Here is an 18,398-nt window from a genome sequence, read left to right as displayed (position 1 = left end):
CTAATAAAAAAATAAGTACTTATAGACACATACACTAACGAATATATTTATTATGTATTAAATAGAAATGAAATGGGGAATGTGAGTGAATCAAGAAAATGATAAAGAAAAACTTATAAGACTCTTTGAGTTTTTGAAACAATATAATAATATAAAGAATCCGGTAATACAAGATATAAACAAACAACAATGGAATAAAAATTTAGATAATATTCCTAATCATGAGGATATAATAAACAATATTTATAAATCAGAAGAAGATCAAATATTAATTGTAAAAAAACCAGAACTTAGAAATTGTCCAAGTCCTTCTAAAACAATAGAATCATGGATTGAAGGAGAATGGAAGAATCCTAAAAAAAATATAACAAATAAAAAAAGTATAGATATATTTAATAATAATTATGACTTGAAAGATGAAAAATCAAAAAAATATATTAATATAAAATTTGAAGAAGACGAAAAAAGGGTAATTGAATTTAAAAATTGGAGTGAAGATAGGATAAAATGGTGTAAATCTGAAATCCTATCTAGAGAATGTGATGACTTATATAATGAATTATTTTCATTGTATTCAACTTTAAAAAAAGATTCAGAGTCACTAGAATTAGTTTTCGGAGATGGAAATTTAATTTATAAAGATCTAAAGTATGGCTATATAAATCATCCAATTATACTTCAATCTATTAAACTAGAGTTTAATGCAAGTGTTCCTAAATTTTCTTTAGTAATAGGGGAGAAAGAATCGGAATTATACAAGAGTATCTTTAATAGTGTTCCAGGTGCAAACCATGAAATATTAAGAGATTTATATAAAGAGTTTGATGATGATTTAGTAGCTCCAAATGATTTGTCAAAAAGTAAATCATTTTTAAATAGATTAGCGCATGCACTATCGCCAAGTAGTCAGTTTGTAGATAATTTTAAAGATATTAAAAATGAGTATGAATATCCACAAATATATATGAAGCCTATTTTATTCTTGAGAAAAAGAAATTTAGGCTTTGGTGTAGCTATAGAATCAATTATAGAAGATTTAAATTCAAATTATAATCCACCAAGTTTTTTAGAGGAAGTTGTTGGAGTTGAAAGTAATTATAAAGGTAATGCTCAGAATGATAATAGCATGAAGAATTCTTCTCTATATACGAATGGAATAGACCAAAACATTTTACTTACAAAGCCAGCTAATGCAGAACAGTTAACAGTAGCAAAACAACTTGAAAGACATGGTGCAGTTTTAGTTCAAGGTCCTCCTGGTACAGGAAAAACCCATACAATTGCAAATATGGTAGGTCATTTACTATCGCAAGGTAAAAGCATTTTAATTACAAGTTATAGTGAAAAAGCATTAGCAGTATTGAAAGATAAAGTCACTGAGAACCTTCAGTCTTTATGCTTAAGCCTGTTATCTACAACGGAAAGTAAAATGGAAATGGAAAGAACTTTAGATGGAATAAATGAAAATAGGTCAAGATTGGAAGTTGAAAATCTAAAAGAAAATATACTAAAATTAGAAAAAATTAGAGAAGAATATATTATAAAATTAGATGATTTAAAATTACAATTAAAAGAAGCTAGAATGAGTGAATACACTAATATCTCAATAGGTGGAGAAGAGTATAACCCTATTGAAGCCGCAAAGTTTATTAAGCAACATAAAGAATACGACTCATGGATACCATCACCAATTACTTTAGGATATTTACCTTCATTAACAGATGAAGAAATTGAAGAGTTATATTTAAGTAATAAATCAATCTCAATGGAAGAAGAAAAAGAGTATGACTCATCTCTACCTAGCATAGAGGAACTTATTACACCTATTGAGTACAATAGTTTAATAAATAAAAAGAGAACATTTGATCAAAATAAACTAAATAAAAATTTATCTGTATGGGAAAAAGATATATCACAATGTGATAGAAATGAGCTAACTGATTTAGTTAATGAAATAAAAAGAGCTTTATCAGCCATTGATACGAAAAAAGAATGGAATATGGCTATAATTCAAGATTCTAGTGAAGAGATATTAAAACAAAATTGGCAGCATTTAATTGATGATATCAATGAGGTTTATGAATTATCAATAAATATATCAGAAGATATTATAAAATATGAACCTAAAATAGTATATGAAGGCAATGAAATTGATATAAAAAATCAAATCAATACAATTATAACTAGATTAGAGAGTGGAGGAAAACTAAGTAAGCTATATTTATTATTAAATTTGGATACTAAAAAATTTATAAATATGTGCGCTATAAATGGTAATACACCTAAAACAATAGAACATTATAGAATACTTAGCAGATATCGTGATTTGTTGGAGGCTAGAGAGAATTTACGAAATAGATGGAACAGACAAATTGCAAATCTAGGTGCTGATAGTGCAGATAAAATGGGAGAGAAAATAGAAATTACATGTAAAAAATATTGTGAAATTATAAAAAGAAATACTAACTGGTATGAAAAAGAATGGGAACCGATTATACACAAATGCATTGAATATGGAATAAACATATCAATAATAGATAGTAAACAAGAAATATCTACAGATAAATATAGCAGGATAAAATTTATTAAAAATGAACTAGGATTAAAAATAATAGATATATTAGAAGCACAAATTTATAGAATTGACTATTATAAAATTAAAAAGCAGCAGATTAAATTAGAGAATATAATAAATCAATATGTAAATAAGGAAAATAGTCAAATAATAAAACTACTTCAAAGTGCAATCATAAATGAAGATAGAAATTTATACAAAGAAGCGTATGAATCTATAGAATCAATTATGAATTTATCTAAGAATATTATTAGAAGAAGAACATTATTAGGCAAGCTAGCAAAATCAGCTCCAAAGTGGGCGGAATTAATTAGAAGTAGAAATGATGAATTTGGAAACGATAAAATAAATGGAAGTATTAAGGAAGCCTGGAAGTTTAGACAATTCACTGATATTTTAGAAAAAAGAAATAGCCTATCAATAGAAAATATCCAATCACAAATTAATAATTTAGAGCAATTATTGAGGGGAAATACTACAGATTTAGCATTTAATAAAGCTTGGTTATATAAATTATTACAATTTGAAAACAATAAAGATGAAATACGAGCAATAGAAGGATGGAGACAATTAATTAGAAAGATAGGTAAAGGAAAGGGAAAGAAATCAGAAGTATTAAAATCTGAAGCTAGAAAATTAATGCCAAAATGTCAAAATGCTGTGCCAGTTTGGATTATGCCACTTATAAAAGTAGTGGAAAATTTCAATCCTAAACAAAATAAGTTTGATGTAGTAATAATTGATGAAGCTAGTCAAGCAGATGTTATGGCATTAGTTGCATTATATCTTGGTAAACAAGCTATAATAGTTGGAGATAATGAGCAAGTAAGTCCAATGGCTATAGGAGAGAAGATAGAAGACTTAGATAGGTTAACTAAAGAATATTTATATGATGTTCCTAATCATTTTTTATATTCAGGGAAATCATCTATTTATGATTTAGCCCAAGCAGGGGGATACCAGCCTGTAAAACTAAAAGAACATTTTAGATGTGTTGCGGATATTATAGGTTATTCAAACTTATTATCTTATAATGGAGATATAAAACCATTGAGAGATACAAGTAATGTAACTGTTGGAGAACCAATAATTACATATAAAGTTAAAAATGCACAATGTGATAAAAAAACTAATTGTAAAGAAGCACAGACTATAGTTTCATTAATATTAGCATGTTGTGAGCAAGAAGAATATAAAAATATGACATTTGGAGTAATTACATTAAAGGGTGAGAAACAAGCAGATGATATTAATAGACTACTTCAAAATAATATGACACCTATTGAATATGAAAGAAGAAATATACTTTGTGGTAATTCAGCAAATTTTCAAGGAGATGAAAGAGATATAATATTTTTATCTATGGTTGATATGAATTATTCAGACACACCAATGAGATTATATAGCAATGGGCCAGATGATTCATATAAAAAGAGATACAATGTTGCAATGAGTAGAGCTAAAGACCAAGTTTGGGTAGTACATTCTTTAAATATGGAAACAGATCTGAAAGTTGGAGATTTAAGAAGAAATCTTTTAGAGTATTGTCAAAACTATAAATCTAGAAAGAAAGAATTAGAAAAAAATATTACTAAAGCTGAATCAGAATTTGAGAAAAGGGTGATGAAATATCTAATTGAAAGAGGGTATAAAGTAGTTCCTCAATGGGAAGTGGGAAGTTATAGAATTGATATGGTTGTTATGGACAATGAAAATAAAATAGCTTTAGAATGTGATGGTGAAAAGTGGCATGGAGAAGACAAACTAGAAGCAGATATGAATAGACAATCCATATTGGAACGTCTGGGATGGAGATTTATTAGAATAAGAGGAAGTGAATTCTTTAAAGATGAAGAAAGTTCAATGAAAAAGGTTATAGATAAATTAAATTATGTAGGTATTTATCCAGTTGATGACTATGAAGAAGTATCTGTAGATAGTGATAATAGTTTAAAGGATAAAATTACTGCTAGGGCACAAGAGATTAGAGATGAGTGGTATCAGAAAGAAGAAAGTGGTATTTGAATAAATAATTAGGAAGAGTAGAAATATTTTTTCTAAAATTTATAAAATAAACAAAAGGCGTTGCAAAAAATGTAACGCCTTTTAAAATATGTTAAAACTCCCACAAAAATTGGTATAATATACATATACCAAAAAAGGAGGAACATTATGATTTCAAAAGAAATAGCAACTAGAGTGCTAGAAAAATGCCTAATCACAGGTGGGGATTTTGCAGAAATCTTTGAAGAAGACTGTATAAATAACAACCTAAGTCTTATAGATAGTAAAATAGAAAACGTCCTAGGGGGAAGAACTTACGGAATAGGAATAAGAATTTTCAAGGGGTTCAACAGCGTTTACGCGTACACAAACGACAACTCACTTCAGTCTATGCTAGACACTGCTTACAAAGCAGCTTTAGCTCTAGGAAAAGTTACAAATGAAGAAAAAATAATAGTACTAAACAATTGCAAAAGAACTACAAACATTAACCAAATAAAACTAAGTCCAAATAGTGTGGATTACCAACATAAAATAAATGTAATGAAAAAAGCTTACAAAAGTGCAAAAGATTTCAACTCTGACATTTCACAAGTAAGTGTAAACTACTTAGATAAAGAGCAAAATGTACTAATTGCCAACACTGAAGGCTTATATACAGAAGACAAAAGAGTAAGAACTAGACTTTCTATAACTTCAGTGGCATCAAAAGGAAATGAAAATCAAACAGGACATGAAGGGCCTGGAGCTTGCAAAGGCTTTGAATTGTTTGAAAATATAGATCCAGAGTATTATGGAAAAGAAGCTTCAAGAGTGGCATATACTATGCTAAATGCGAAAAACTGTCCAGCAGGTCAAATGACTGTTGCCATAGACAACGGATTTGGAGGAGTTATCTTCCACGAAGCTTGTGGACACTCTCTTGAAGCAACATCAGTTGCCAAGGGTAACTCAGTATTTACTGATAAAATAGGTCAGCAAATTGCATCTAGCAAAGTTACTGCCATAGATGATGGAACTATACCAAATCACTGGGGCTCTGCCAACATAGATGATGAAGGAACTCCAACTCAGAAAAATGTATTAATAGAAAATGGAATTTTAAAATCATACATGGTAGACAAATTAAATGGAAGAAGAATGAAGACTGCACCTACTGGAAGCTCCCGTAGACAAAGTTACAAATTTGCTCCAACTTCTAGAATGACAAACACATTTATAGCAGCAGGAACAGATAAAACAGAAGATATTATTAAATCTATAGACAATGGTCTTTATGCAAAGAAAATGGGTGGAGGTTCTGTAAACCCTGTAACTGGAGAGTTTAACTTTGCTGTAGCAGAAGGATATTTAGTTAAAAATGGTGAGATAAAAGAAGCAGTAAGAGGAGCTAGCTTAATAGGCAAGGGAAGTGAAGTTCTGATGAATATAGATATGGTTGGTGACAATTTAGCTCAGGCTCAAGGAATGTGTGGTTCGGTTTCTGGCTCTATTCCAACAAACGTAGGTCAGCCTATGATAAGAGTAAAAGAGATAACAGTTGGTGGAAGGAGTGAAGAATAGATGGAATTTTTACAATTTAAGAACTTATTATTTGAAAAAGCAAAAATTGCTGGATTTAATGAGTGCGAGATTTATTTTAGTGATGGTGAAAGCATAAGCATCTCTGTTTATGAAGGAGAAGTGGAAAAGTATAATTTAGCCAAGTCTTTTGGACTTTCTTTTAGAGGAAAAATCAACAATAAAATGGGTTACTCTTATACTGAAATATTAGATGAAGCTGCCATTGATATGTTAATTAATAGTGCTAAAAACAGTGCTACTTTGATTGAAAACGATGATGAAACCTTTATTTATGTAGGAGATAAAACATATAGTGAAGTAAAAACTTATTCTAAAGAATTGGAAAATATAGATCCAGGTAAAATGATAGATTTAGCATTAGATTTAGAAAAAGAATCTAAAAACTACTCAGAGAAAGTTGTAAATATAAATGGTTGCAAAATTTCTTATTCTTCATCAAACTATGGTATATACAATACAAAGGGATTGGAACTTACTAATAAAAATAATATTCTAACTTCTTATGTAGTGCCAGTAGTACAAGATGAAAGTGGGAAAAATGATGGAGTAGGCTATGTGGTAGCATCTTCTTTAGATGAAGTTAAACCAATAGAAATGGCAGCTCAAGGTGTGGAGGAAGCATTATCAAAACTAGGTGGAAAAAGTATACCATCAGGTAATTATAAAACAATCATATATAACGAAGCTATGGTGCAATTATTAGAAACATTCGCATCAACTTTCAGTGGAGATGCAGCACAAAAAGGTCTTTCACTTTTAAAAGGAAAAGAAGGGCAAATGATAGCTTCACCAATTGTTACCATAGTTGATGATCCACTAATGGAGGGTGGTCTTGCATCAGCACCTTTTGACGATGAAGGAGTGGCAACTTTTACAAAGGAATTAGTTTATAAAGGAAAGCTAAACACATTACTTCATAACTTAAAAACAGCTCATAAACAAGGTGTAAAATCTACAGGAAACGGGTTCAAAGCTTCTTATGCTTCATCTGTTAATGTCATTGAGAGCAACTTATATCTTAGAAAAGGCGAAAAGTCTTTTGAAGACTTAATGAGTGAAATAGGTGAAGGTGTGATTATAACAGATTTAGCAGGACTTCATTCAGGAGCAAACACTGTAAGTGGAGATTTCTCTCTTGCAGCAAAAGGTTTCTATGTGGAAAATGGTAAGAAAACTTTCCCAGTGGAGCAAATTACACTAGCTGGAAATTACTTTGATTTACTTAAAAACATAGTAGCTGTAGGAAATGATTTAAAATTCCCTATGAGTAATGTTGGTTCACCATCAGTAATAGTAGAAGGACTTTCAATAGCAGGAAAATAATAAATGGATAAAATATATGATAATGGAGATTTGACTATTCAAGGTGACTATTTTGACTATAATTAATTTAATAAATTCATAATATAAAAGATAGTGAATGCAACATAATTTCACTATCTTTTTACATAACGCTCTTTAATATAATTCATCTTCTTCCACTTGAATCAAACCTTTAGAAGATAAAAAATCATCCTGTAAATCTAAAATCATTTCTATATCATCTTTAGATATATTTCAAGCACATCTATTATATATAAACTCTATCATCTCTTCTATTGAAACTGTTATTTCATGCACAATAAATATCCTCCTGAATTTGTAATATAAACATTATAATACAACAAAATAGGTCAAAATAAAAGATTTAGAAACCTGAATTATATATTTGTCTGATTTAATTATATAATTCAGGAAAAATAATACAAATTAATTAAAAATATTTTTCACCAATTGCTTCTATATCTTTAAGAACTTTAGCATATTCATATCCCTTTTCTGTAAGAGAATACTCCACCTTAGGAGGAAGTTCGTTATATACTTTCTTCAATAATAATCCATCATCTTCAAGTTCTTTAAGTTTCTCGTTTAACACCTTATGGCTAACACCACTGGTAACTCTTTGCAATTCTAAAAAGCGTTTTGTACCATCTAGTAGATGGCAAAGTATAACAGCCTTCCATTTTCCTCGAATAAGCTCAAAGGCCCAGTCAAGTTTGCATACATATTTTTTATCATCTTTACTTATCAAAAAATCACCTCAAAACTCAATTATCTCTGTCCTTCTAGTTTAAACTATTTAAGACAATAATATAATACTTACCTTTAGGTAACTATTAAAACTTACAAAAAAGTTCGTACTTTTTAATATTTATAAGACAAAGTATACTAGATTCATAAACAACAAAACTTAGGAGGAAGATAAAATGAAAACTGTTTTTGATAAAAGCAAATTATTAAACATGGATATGAAAAATAGATTTTTTAGAGGAGCACTTTGGGAGGACTTAGCAGATGAGAAAGGTCATTTAACACCAGAGTTATCTGCCATATATGAAGAATTAGCAAAGGGTGGAGCATCAACTTTAATAACAGGATATGCTTTTGTAACAGAAGATGAGCAACCTAATCCTGGCATGATGGGAATATATGATGATTCTTTTATACCAGAATACAAAGAATTTACAGACAAAATTCACAGTTTAGGTTCAAATATAATAATGCAAATTGTTTATGGTGGATTTATGACTAATTACAAGGTAGGAGAAAGAACAATCTGGGGACCATCAACTACAAAAAATGAAGTAACTGGAACTTGGGCAAAGGAAATCACTAAGGAAGAAATTAAATATTTAGTAAAATCTTATGGTGAGGCAGCTCGTAGAGTAAAAGAATCAGGATTTGATGGAGTAGAGATACATGGTGGACATGGGTATTTACTTAGCCAATTTTTATCACCTTACTACAACAAAAGAGAAGATGAATACGGTGGAAGTATAGAAAACAGAGGAAGAATAATTTTTGAAATATATGAAGCTATTAGAAAAGAAGTAGGCGAAGATTTCCCAATACTTATAAAATTGAACTCTGCTGATTATATAAAAGAAGGTGGATTAACTGAAGAAGATAGTTTATACGTGGCTAAAAAATTAGCGGTCTTAGGAATAGATGCCATAGAAGTAACAGGTGGAAATGAATCTATTCAAGAGGTAGTCAATAATAATATGGGTGCTGCTAGAACTAAGATAGTAGTATCAAAGGATAGGGAATCTTACTTTAAAAATTATGCTATAAAATTAGCTGATATGATAGATATACCAGTTATATTAATAGGTGGAAATAGACATTTAGAAGTTATGGAAGATTTATTAAACAATAGTAAAATAGAGTATTTTTCTTTATCTAGACCATTAACTGCACAACCAGATTTAATAAATAAATGGGCAAGTGGAGATAGAAAAAAGCCTAAGTGTGTATCATGTAATAAATGCTACAGTACTCCAGGTAAAAGATGCATCCTAAATATAAGAGGCTTATAAAAAAGGGTATATTATAATTAAATGGATAGAATAATCCTATAAAAAGACTTATGTAAGTGTTTACTTTATATAATTGCATATACTAAATTTAAATTATATTTAGGAGGATAATATGAGTAAATATAAATTAGATTATTTTTCAAAATACTATTTTTATGAAGAAGATGATTTTGTTAATCAAGTAGAAGAGGGAAAGTTCATATTAGAACAAATAAAGATTAGTAATAGATTTGATTATAAAGGTCATTCATATAAATACACTAAGTTTGGAAACATATCACAAAGTGATACAAAAAGAGATGTAAATATGGAAATAGTAGCAGACAATGTAAATGTAATTTTAGACAATGAGGAACGTCATCTTGATTTAATATATAAATTTGAGACTAAAGTTTTAGAAGATCATGTTAGAGTAACTACTAGAATTAGTGAGAAAAATGATGATGTATCTTGTTTATTATATATAAATAATAATGAAGCTAAAGAATGTATAAAAGAATTAGAAGGTGTAAAAAAGTTACAAGAGAGCTATCTTAAAATGAAATAAATATTATTTTAGATGTAGAGTATATTCGCAACTTTGCATTAGATTAAGTATATAATACTCATTTACTTAACCTTAACAATTTTTATGATACAATAATCATATGTATATAGAATTACATAGTTATTAATACATTTATCATAAAAGTTAAAAGGGGAAAGAATATGAAGTTATGAGCATTTCTTTTCTCAATATGGAGGAGAATCTTTGTCACAGGTTAAAGAAAGAATGCTTAAAACTTGTACAGAAATAATGGAAAAAGAAGGCCACAATACTGTTTTAGCTGTGTCTCATGGATTGGCATCTTTATGTTTCTTATCAAATTTTGAAGATACTCATGAACTGATGAAAACAGGTATACCTAATTGCACAATATTTAAATATGAATATGAAAGCAAAGAGTTCAAATTAGTTGAAATTATACGTCATGATTTTAGCCAAATAGAAGAAGCATTGGCCTATTAATAATTGGAATAAATGACATTGAAAGGGTGTATCAAAAATGATACGCCCTTTTAAAATGTAATATACAATGCTAAGTATCTCCTGAAAGAGCAACTATTATTGATATTAAAAAATTCATAATTAGTAGGATTAATAGTGCATATATATTAACAGATATTTTCATAGTATTGTATAGGTCCAAATAAGAAGGAGGAATGTCTATGGAGTATTATATCAATGTAGAACCAGATGTAAAAATATTTGTAGAAGACATAAATTCAAAATGTGAAAAGACAATAATGTTTGTGCATGGATGGCCTTTAAACCATAATATGTATGAATATATAGTAGCTTATTTTATAAGTAAGGGATATAGATGTGTGGCAATAGATTTAAGAGGTTATGGAAAATCTGATAAACCTTGTAGCGGTTACGATTATGATAAAATGTCAACTGATATAAGATATGTAATCGAAACGCTTAGACTTAAGAATATTACACTTATGGGACACTCTATGGGTGGGGCTATTTGTTCAAGATATATGTCTAAATTTAATGGATATGGAGTAGCAAGACTTTGTTTGCTCAGTGCAGCAGCTCCAAAGTGGGTACAATCATCTGACTGGCCATATGGATATACTGTTGATGAAGTGAATTTGACTATAGAAAGCTTTAAAAATGATAGACCAAAATCAATAATAAATACATCAGAATCATTTTTTTATAAGTTTACAAGTCAAGGTATTCTGAACTGGTTCTTTTATATGTGTTTAAATGCTGCAGGATGGTCTACTGTTAATTCCTTATATGCACTTAGGGATGAAGATGTATTTAATGATTTACCAAATATAAAAACTCCAACATTAATATTACATGGAATATATGATAGTGTATGTCCTTTTGAATTTGCTGAGTATATGAATAAAACAATAGAAAAATCTAAATTAGTTCCTCTTACTGATGGAGGACATGGTGCGTTTTATGAATGTAAGGATGATATAAATGCAGAATTAGAAAAATTCATAATAAACAATTAGATAAATGAAAATAAAAGTTGCTTTAAAAGCCAAAAGTATATTATAATACTTTTGATAAGACTTATTAAAAGTATTAATATTTATTACTATAACAAATAAACTGAAAAGAGGAGCATTAATGAACATTAGTAATACAAGAAATTTAAGAAAGATAAATCAAGAAAAAATAATTAATGTTTTGATAAATAGAGATGCATGTACAAAAAATGAATTATCAATTTTGACGGGATTGTCTCTTGGAAGTGTTAATAATATAGTAGGAGATTTATTAAAAAGCGATCAGGTTATCGAATCTGGATATGCTAAATCTACAGGTGGTAGACCCTCAAAGCATTATGAAATAAATAGTGACTATTCAAAAAATCTATGTTTATCTATTTTTAAAAACAGTAATAGAATACATCTTGTTTATAGAGTGTACAATTTAAAAGACGAGATTCTAATGGAAAATAGAATTGTTAAACCTAAAATTTCAATTGAAGATATTCATGAAATTTTAGATAGTGTTTTAGATAAAATAGAAAATATTAAAGTTATTGGTGTTAGTATTCCTGGAATTATAAAAGATGAAAAAGTAATATCTACAGGAATAGATAATTTCAATGAAATTAATATTATACAATTGTTAAAGGAAAAATACGAGCAGAAAATTATTTTTGGCAATGATGTTAATACAGCAGCAATTGGATTTTATCTAGATCAAGAAAATTACGAAGATATTTGCTTATTATTCCAACCAGCTAATCATTGTGCAGGCGTAGGGATTATAGTAAATGGAAGAATGCTTAAAGGAATGAACAACTTGGCTGGTGAGGTTCAATATTTACCAATTGAACTTACAGATAATATGGAAGCACTTTTAAATTCTAAAGAAGGTCATGAGGAGTTAATTACTAGATACACTCAGTCTATTATAGCCATGCTAAATCCTCAGGCTATTGGTATTTGTTCTACAATCGTAGATGATTATTCAAATATTAAAGAAAATTTAAATAATATATTTAATAAAGAAGAATTACCAGAGTTAATTAAAATACATGATCTTATTGAATACATTATGTGGGGCATAAATTTATTGTGTAAGGATTCATTAAAATCTAATCTTACAATAACAAAAAAGACAATTATATAAAACAGTAAAATATACTTATAAAAGAGGAGAGAATAAAATGAAAATAGAACATGTTGCAATGTATGTAAATGATTTGGAAAATACAAAGGATTTTTATACTAAGTTTTTCGGAGCAAAAATAGATAAAAGATATCATAATTTTTTAACAGGACTTCAAACATATTTCTTAACTTTTGACGACAACACTAGACTTGAGATAATGACACGCCCAGAAGTAGAAGTAATAGAAAAATCACTAACACAAAGTGGATATATTCACTTGGCTTTTAGTGTGGGGAGTAAGGAAAAGGTAGATAAGTTAACGAAAGATTTAAAAAAAGCAGGATATGAAGTGATAAGTGGACCACGTACAACAGGAGATGGTTATTATGAAAGTTGCATACTTGGGCCTGAAAATAATCAAATTGAAATAACTGCATAATATAATAAATTAAAATATATCTTGCATATAAGGTACTGAAATATTTGTTTATCATATTATAAAATAAGAATTTAAAAGGGAGGGAATTTCATGGATTTTTATAAAAACCCATTAATTTCTCCACAAATCAAAAATATTTTTTATAATGATGATAAATTAAATATTAGTGTTAAATTATATTCAATGTATAATATTTTCTGTAATAAAAGTGTATTAATAAATTTAATTATAGAAGATAGTATTTCAAATAAAGTATACGAATATGCTGGAACAGTTAAAAAGGATATTTTATATGTTAATATTAGTAAAAATGAGTTAAGAGATCTTAAAGAGAATATTATTGAAAGTTTAATAAAAGTGGAAGTGCTTAATACTAATGGTAATATAATAGCTAGAGAAACAATAAAAGGAATATTATGGAGAGATAGTGAGTTTTCAACAGAATTAAATTATAATGATGATAATTTCAAGTTATTAATAATAAATAACAAGGATAGTGTTAATCTTTTTATAACTAAAGAAATCTTAATTAATGAAATTGATGAAGTACAGATGTACTATAGTAATTTGAAGGTATTGTTTAAAAGTGAAAAAAGTATAGGTAATATTATAGACGAAAACTCAAGATTTAATCTGATTGTTGGTAAAAAAAATTATGCTTCACATGGGATAAAAATAATCAATGAAAATTACTTTTATGTTTATTACAGAGTTGAAAATCAAGATGATATTGTAGAAAAAATTTTAAGTGATGACGTTTTTTTAATAACTATTATTAATGGAAAAAGGTATAAAAATAAAATAGAGAAAATAAATAAGAATAAAATTTATAAGTCAACTTATGAAGTTATGAAGTCAAAATTTAAAAATTATTTTTAAATTATAAAAGCTCATTGTTATTTTAAATGAGCTTTTATTGTGAAACTAAAAACAATTCACCACTTTTTTTATTATTTTGATATACTGTATGTAAAACAACTAAAATTGTGTTAAGAATGCAAAGTAGAAAATTTATAAGTATAGGTTATATATTTCTTGGATGCAATTGTATTTGTATGCAAAAATATTTCTAGATAAAATGAGGGTGATAAGATGAAAGTTCTAAGTGGAGGTTGTACATTAGATTGCTATGATGCATGCAAATTTAATGTATATATCGATGACAACAATATAGCAAAAGTAGAAGGAGACAAGTGCCATCCATACACTAAAGGATTTATTTGTAAAAAGGGATTAAAGCACGTAAAAAGACATAATCATCTAAATAGGCAATATAAACCTTTATTAAAGGTTAATCATAAATGGGAAGAGATAACCTTTGAAGAAGCCGTGGATATTATGGCAAAAAAGTTAAATTATTATAAAGAAAATTATGGACCTAGGTCTTTTATATATTATGAACAATATGGAAGTGGAAGCCTTCTTAAAAGTATTGGAGAGGTATTTTTTAACTTTTTTGGAGGTAGTTGCAAACAAAAAGGTGGCCCTTGTTGGAGTGCAGGTATAGAGGCTCAAAAAAGAAATTTTGGTGATGTTAAAAGTCATTCATTGGAAGATATGTTAAATAGCAAAACTATTATAGTATGGGGTAAAAATCCGGCTAATACAACAATACATACAATGAATATGATTAAAATAGCTCAAAAATCAGGTGCTTATGTTATAGTTATTGATCCAATTCTTACGTCTACAGCAAAGCAAGCCGATTTTCACTTAAGGATAAAACCTGGTGGAGATGGAGCCCTAGCTTTAGCCATGGGAAAAAGGATAATTGAATTAAATTTGCATAATGAAGATTATATAAATAAATATGTGAAAAATTTTGATGACTATAAAGCTTATTTAGATACGCTAAATTTAAGAAATTTATGTAAAATGTGTGGGGTAACTTTATCTCATCTAGATTTTCTAGTAAAAAAATATACAGATACATATTCAACCATTTTACAAGGATACGGTATGCAAAAATATAATTATGGTGGAAGTACTATAGGAAATATAAATACTTTAGGTGCCATAACTGGTCAAATAGGATATAGTGGCGGAGGAGTAAATTACGCTAATAGAGTTTATCCAGATGTATTAAATACAGATCCTTATCATAGCTACAAATATGCAGATGATGAATTCTTTTATGTAAGTAAAATAAGTGATTTTATTGAAGAAAAGAATATTAAAATGGCAGTAATAACAAAGAGTAATCTATTAAATCAGTTGCCACAGTTAAAAAAATTAGAAAAAGCCATGGATGAAATTGAGTTTAAGGTATGTTTTGATTTATTTTTAACTGATACAGCTGAGAGTTGTGATTTATTTATTCCAGCAACAAGCGTTTTTGAAAGTGAAGATTTGCTATATAGTTCCATGACTAATCCTTATTTAACATATATTGAAAAAGCATTGGAACCAGAAAATATTCTTATGGATGAATATTATTTTTTCCAAGAGGTAGCTAGAAAATTAAATCTTGATAGTTATCCCTATGTGGACAAAAAAGAGTATTTGGAAAAAGTTATAGAACCATTAAGAGATATAAAAAAAGAAATAAACTTAGATTATCTTGCAAAAAATTATTTTACAATACATGAAGATATAGCTTGGGAAGATAAAAACTTTAAAACAGAGTCAGGTAAATTTGAGATATTCATAAATGAAAAAGCTTTAAATGTTAATAAAGTAGATGAAGAATTCAACTTTAGATTATTAACAAACCATGGAAGAGATTCTTTATTTAGTCAACATTATATGGACGAAGAAGATAAAGCAAAAGCATTTATTAATAAAAAGATGGCATCTAAATATAAATTATCTCAAGATGATTTAATAAATATGGAATCTAGTGAAGGAAAAATTCAAGTTATAGTTCAAATTGATGATTCTATTTGTGACGATGTGGTTATGATGTATGCTGGCTGGTGGAAAAAGCATGGAAATCCTAATTGGATAATAAAATCAGGCATATCAGATATAGGCGGACAAGTAACATACAACGAGACTTTTGTGAAGCTATATAAAGGTTAAAAAGAAAACAATATTAGGTAGATGAAAGGAGTTAAATACAATAATTATTTAGCTCCTTTTTAAAATTTCATAATTTTCTTAGAATGGAGTTTCTTCAGCAAGATAAAGAAAAATATGAGCAAAAGTATACAATACTTCTAAATACATAAACTATATTACTAAAATAATAATTTTAATAATATAGAGAAAAGGATGGGTTTAATGGAGCATTTAGAAGAATATATACGAATTACACTAAAAGTTTTTACAATATTACCAATAGTAGTGTTTTTAATACTAAAGTCTGGAAGAAGAAAAATAGGTGAACTCCCTATATTTGATTTTATATCAATTATAGTATTAGGATCAATGATAGGTGCGGATTTAGCAGATCCCAAATTAAAATATCTACCCACTGCCTATGCCATTATATTAGTAATACTTTTTCAAAATTTGGTTGCCTATTTTAAAATAAAATCTAGAAAATTTGGTAAATTGGCGACCTTTGGTCCTACTATAGTAATTCAAAATGGAAATATGTTACATGAAAATATGAGAAGGCTCAAATTCACCACTGAAAATATTTTAATGTTATTAAGAGAAAAAGATATATTTGATTTAAATGAAGTAGAGTTTGCAGTTATTGAGGATAACGGAACTTTGAATGTACTTAAAAAATCTGAGTATATACCTGTTACACCTAAGGACTTAAATCTTCAAACCAAATATAAAGGGCTATCCATTCCAGTAGTTATCGATGGAGAAGTACATGAAGGTAACTTGAAGAAACTGGGACTTACTCGTGAATGGCTAAATCAACAGTTAAAAACGATTGAAATAAAAACGGTAAAAGATGTCTTTTACGCAGAGATAAATAGTGAGGGAAAAATATATATATCAAGAATCATCAAGGGAAGTGGATTAAATGGAGACTTTAAAATTTGTTAGTTCAACCATCAGCAGACAAGGTGAAAATGTAAGGAAGTATAAGTATAAACTTAGAATACATATAATAACTAGAAAATTGAATTTTTTATTTAGTAATGTTACAATGGGCAAAGTAAATGGAATAATAAGGACGTGAATTCAATGAAAAAGAAAATATTGCTTTTAATAATGATTTTTATGCTTATAATAGGATTAGGAAATTCTATTTACTCTAAAAATAGTCAACTCTCTAATAATGAAAAAATAGAGGACTTTGAATATATGTATAGTAACATAAAGAAGGGATATCCTTATCTATATGTAAATAAGAGATGTAATAATGTAGATTGGCTAGAAAACAAAGAAAAATATTTAAATAGAATTGAAAATACGCCTAACGATGAGAAGTTTATAGAAGAAATGTCATTAATATTAGACGATTTACATAATCGACATACAGAATTAATAGATAATAAAAATAGATTTCAGCTTTTTAAAACAGCATATTCCAATAATAATTGGTATGATTTTCTTAATGATGAAAAAGTTTTAAATAGATATGACTCTATAAAAACTAAAGTAAAAATATCAAAGGAGTATTTTTTCAAAAGAGAGTTAACCTTAGAAGATATAATTAAAGATAAAGTGGCATATATGTATTTACCATCAATGTCTTCAAGTGGCGGATCTTTTGATGAAGATTTTAATAAAATAGACGAATATATTAATACTTTGGAAAATCATAAAGCTTTAATTATTGATATAAGAGGAAATGCTGGTGGAAGTGATAGATATTGGCAAGGAATACTATCTAAACTTATAAAAGATGATATTACAGTAAATGGTTATAGGGTTTATAGAAATAACTGTGAAACAATTAAAAAATATACAAAAAAAAGAAATATAAAATTACACCCCATAAAAAATTTACCAGAGAATATAAAGGAAAATGGACCAGAGGAAATTTTAAAACAGTTTACTGATTTTGAAAATACATCTTATACTATAAAAGGTAATGCAAACTTGAAATTTAAAGGTAATATATATTTACTTGTAGATGAAAAAGTATTTTCATCATCAGAGTTATTTTCTATGTTTTGCAATGAAACTGAATTTGCAACAATAATAGGAAAAACTACAGGGGGAGATGGTGGGGTTATAGACCCTGTATTAATTAACCTAAAAAACAGTGGTTTAGTTATTAGAATGGCTAGCTGTATGTATTTAAATAAAGATGGAGTATGTGATGAAGAAATAAAAATTATACCAAAATATAAAATAGAAGATTGTGAAAAAACTTCTAATTTTAAAAATGATAACTGCATAAAAAAGGTATTAGAAATAGAAAAGATTCATTAATGAATTTATAGG

Annotated in this window: 14 protein-coding genes; 13 read left to right on the top strand and 1 reads right to left on the bottom strand. The window is 27.9% G+C overall.

Going from position 1 to position 18,398, the window contains the following annotated elements; translation table 11 throughout:
- The first annotated feature begins 85 nt into the window (after positions 1–85).
- From TVTCOM_RS11335 to TVTCOM_RS11325, 3 genes are all read left to right on the top strand, one after another.
- A complete protein-coding gene (locus TVTCOM_RS11335) occupies positions 86–4,600 on the top strand; it encodes an AAA domain-containing protein (protein ID WP_434796388.1) in 4,515 nt (1,504 codons plus the stop codon).
- A gap of 147 nt (positions 4,601–4,747) precedes the next feature.
- Positions 4,748–6,142 carry a TldD/PmbA family protein gene (locus TVTCOM_RS11330; protein WP_434796387.1) on the top strand — a complete coding sequence of 465 codons (1,395 nt, stop codon included), beginning with the start codon at positions 4,748–4,750 and terminating at the stop codon, positions 6,140–6,142.
- Entirely contained in the window at positions 6,143–7,486 is a 1,344-nt protein-coding gene (locus tag TVTCOM_RS11325; RefSeq protein WP_434796386.1) for a TldD/PmbA family protein, read from the top strand. It begins immediately after the preceding gene.
- 430 nt (positions 7,487–7,916) lie between these two features.
- Here TVTCOM_RS11325 and TVTCOM_RS11320 read toward each other — a convergent pair whose 3' ends face one another.
- Complete coding sequence (locus TVTCOM_RS11320) at positions 7,917–8,234, bottom strand: winged helix-turn-helix transcriptional regulator (protein ID WP_434796385.1); 318 nt, start codon at positions 8,232–8,234, stop codon at positions 7,917–7,919.
- A 175-nt stretch (positions 8,235–8,409) separates the two neighbouring features.
- Between TVTCOM_RS11320 and TVTCOM_RS11315 the strand changes: the two genes are divergently transcribed.
- The 10 genes from TVTCOM_RS11315 to TVTCOM_RS11270 all read left to right on the top strand — a co-directional run bounded on the left by TVTCOM_RS11315 (position 8,410) and on the right by TVTCOM_RS11270 (position 18,386).
- Complete coding sequence (locus tag TVTCOM_RS11315; RefSeq protein ID WP_434796384.1) at positions 8,410–9,522, top strand: NADH:flavin oxidoreductase; 1,113 nt, start codon at positions 8,410–8,412, stop codon at positions 9,520–9,522.
- Positions 9,523–9,634: 112 nt separating this feature from the next.
- The gene (locus TVTCOM_RS11310) at positions 9,635–10,069 is read left to right on the top strand and encodes a hypothetical protein (protein WP_434796383.1); all 435 of its coding nucleotides are present in this window, start codon (positions 9,635–9,637) and stop codon (positions 10,067–10,069) included.
- Between the two features lie 204 nt (positions 10,070–10,273).
- A complete protein-coding gene (locus TVTCOM_RS11305) occupies positions 10,274–10,531 on the top strand; it encodes a histidine phosphatase family protein (RefSeq protein WP_434796382.1) in 258 nt (85 codons plus the stop codon).
- A gap of 200 nt (positions 10,532–10,731) precedes the next feature.
- Positions 10,732–11,547 (top strand): alpha/beta fold hydrolase, encoded by an 816-nt coding sequence (locus TVTCOM_RS11300; protein ID WP_434796381.1) that lies wholly within the window; start codon positions 10,732–10,734, stop codon positions 11,545–11,547.
- A 118-nt stretch (positions 11,548–11,665) separates the two neighbouring features.
- The gene (locus TVTCOM_RS11295) at positions 11,666–12,679 is read left to right on the top strand and encodes an ROK family protein (RefSeq protein ID WP_434796380.1); all 1,014 of its coding nucleotides are present in this window, start codon (positions 11,666–11,668) and stop codon (positions 12,677–12,679) included.
- A 37-nt stretch (positions 12,680–12,716) separates the two neighbouring features.
- On the top strand, positions 12,717–13,100 hold the full coding sequence (locus TVTCOM_RS11290; protein ID WP_434796379.1) for a VOC family protein: 384 nt from the start codon (positions 12,717–12,719) through the stop codon (positions 13,098–13,100).
- 90 nt (positions 13,101–13,190) lie between these two features.
- Complete coding sequence (locus TVTCOM_RS11285) at positions 13,191–13,979, top strand: hypothetical protein (protein ID WP_434796378.1); 789 nt, start codon at positions 13,191–13,193, stop codon at positions 13,977–13,979.
- Between the two features lie 213 nt (positions 13,980–14,192).
- Positions 14,193–16,121 (top strand): molybdopterin-dependent oxidoreductase, encoded by a 1,929-nt coding sequence (locus TVTCOM_RS11280; RefSeq protein WP_434796377.1) that lies wholly within the window; start codon positions 14,193–14,195, stop codon positions 16,119–16,121.
- Positions 16,122–16,322: 201 nt separating this feature from the next.
- Complete coding sequence (locus tag TVTCOM_RS11275; protein ID WP_434796376.1) at positions 16,323–17,048, top strand: DUF421 domain-containing protein; 726 nt, start codon at positions 16,323–16,325, stop codon at positions 17,046–17,048.
- A 141-nt stretch (positions 17,049–17,189) separates the two neighbouring features.
- The gene (locus TVTCOM_RS11270) at positions 17,190–18,386 is read left to right on the top strand and encodes a S41 family peptidase (protein WP_434796375.1); all 1,197 of its coding nucleotides are present in this window, start codon (positions 17,190–17,192) and stop codon (positions 18,384–18,386) included.
- Positions 18,387–18,398: the final 12 nt, after the last annotated feature.

This window comes from Terrisporobacter vanillatitrophus (genome assembly GCF_051148895.1).
GTDB lineage: Bacteria > Bacillota > Clostridia > Peptostreptococcales > Peptostreptococcaceae > Terrisporobacter > Terrisporobacter vanillatitrophus.
The sequence above is the reverse complement of the archived record's forward strand: the minus strand, read 5'-3'. Positions and strand labels throughout refer to the sequence as shown.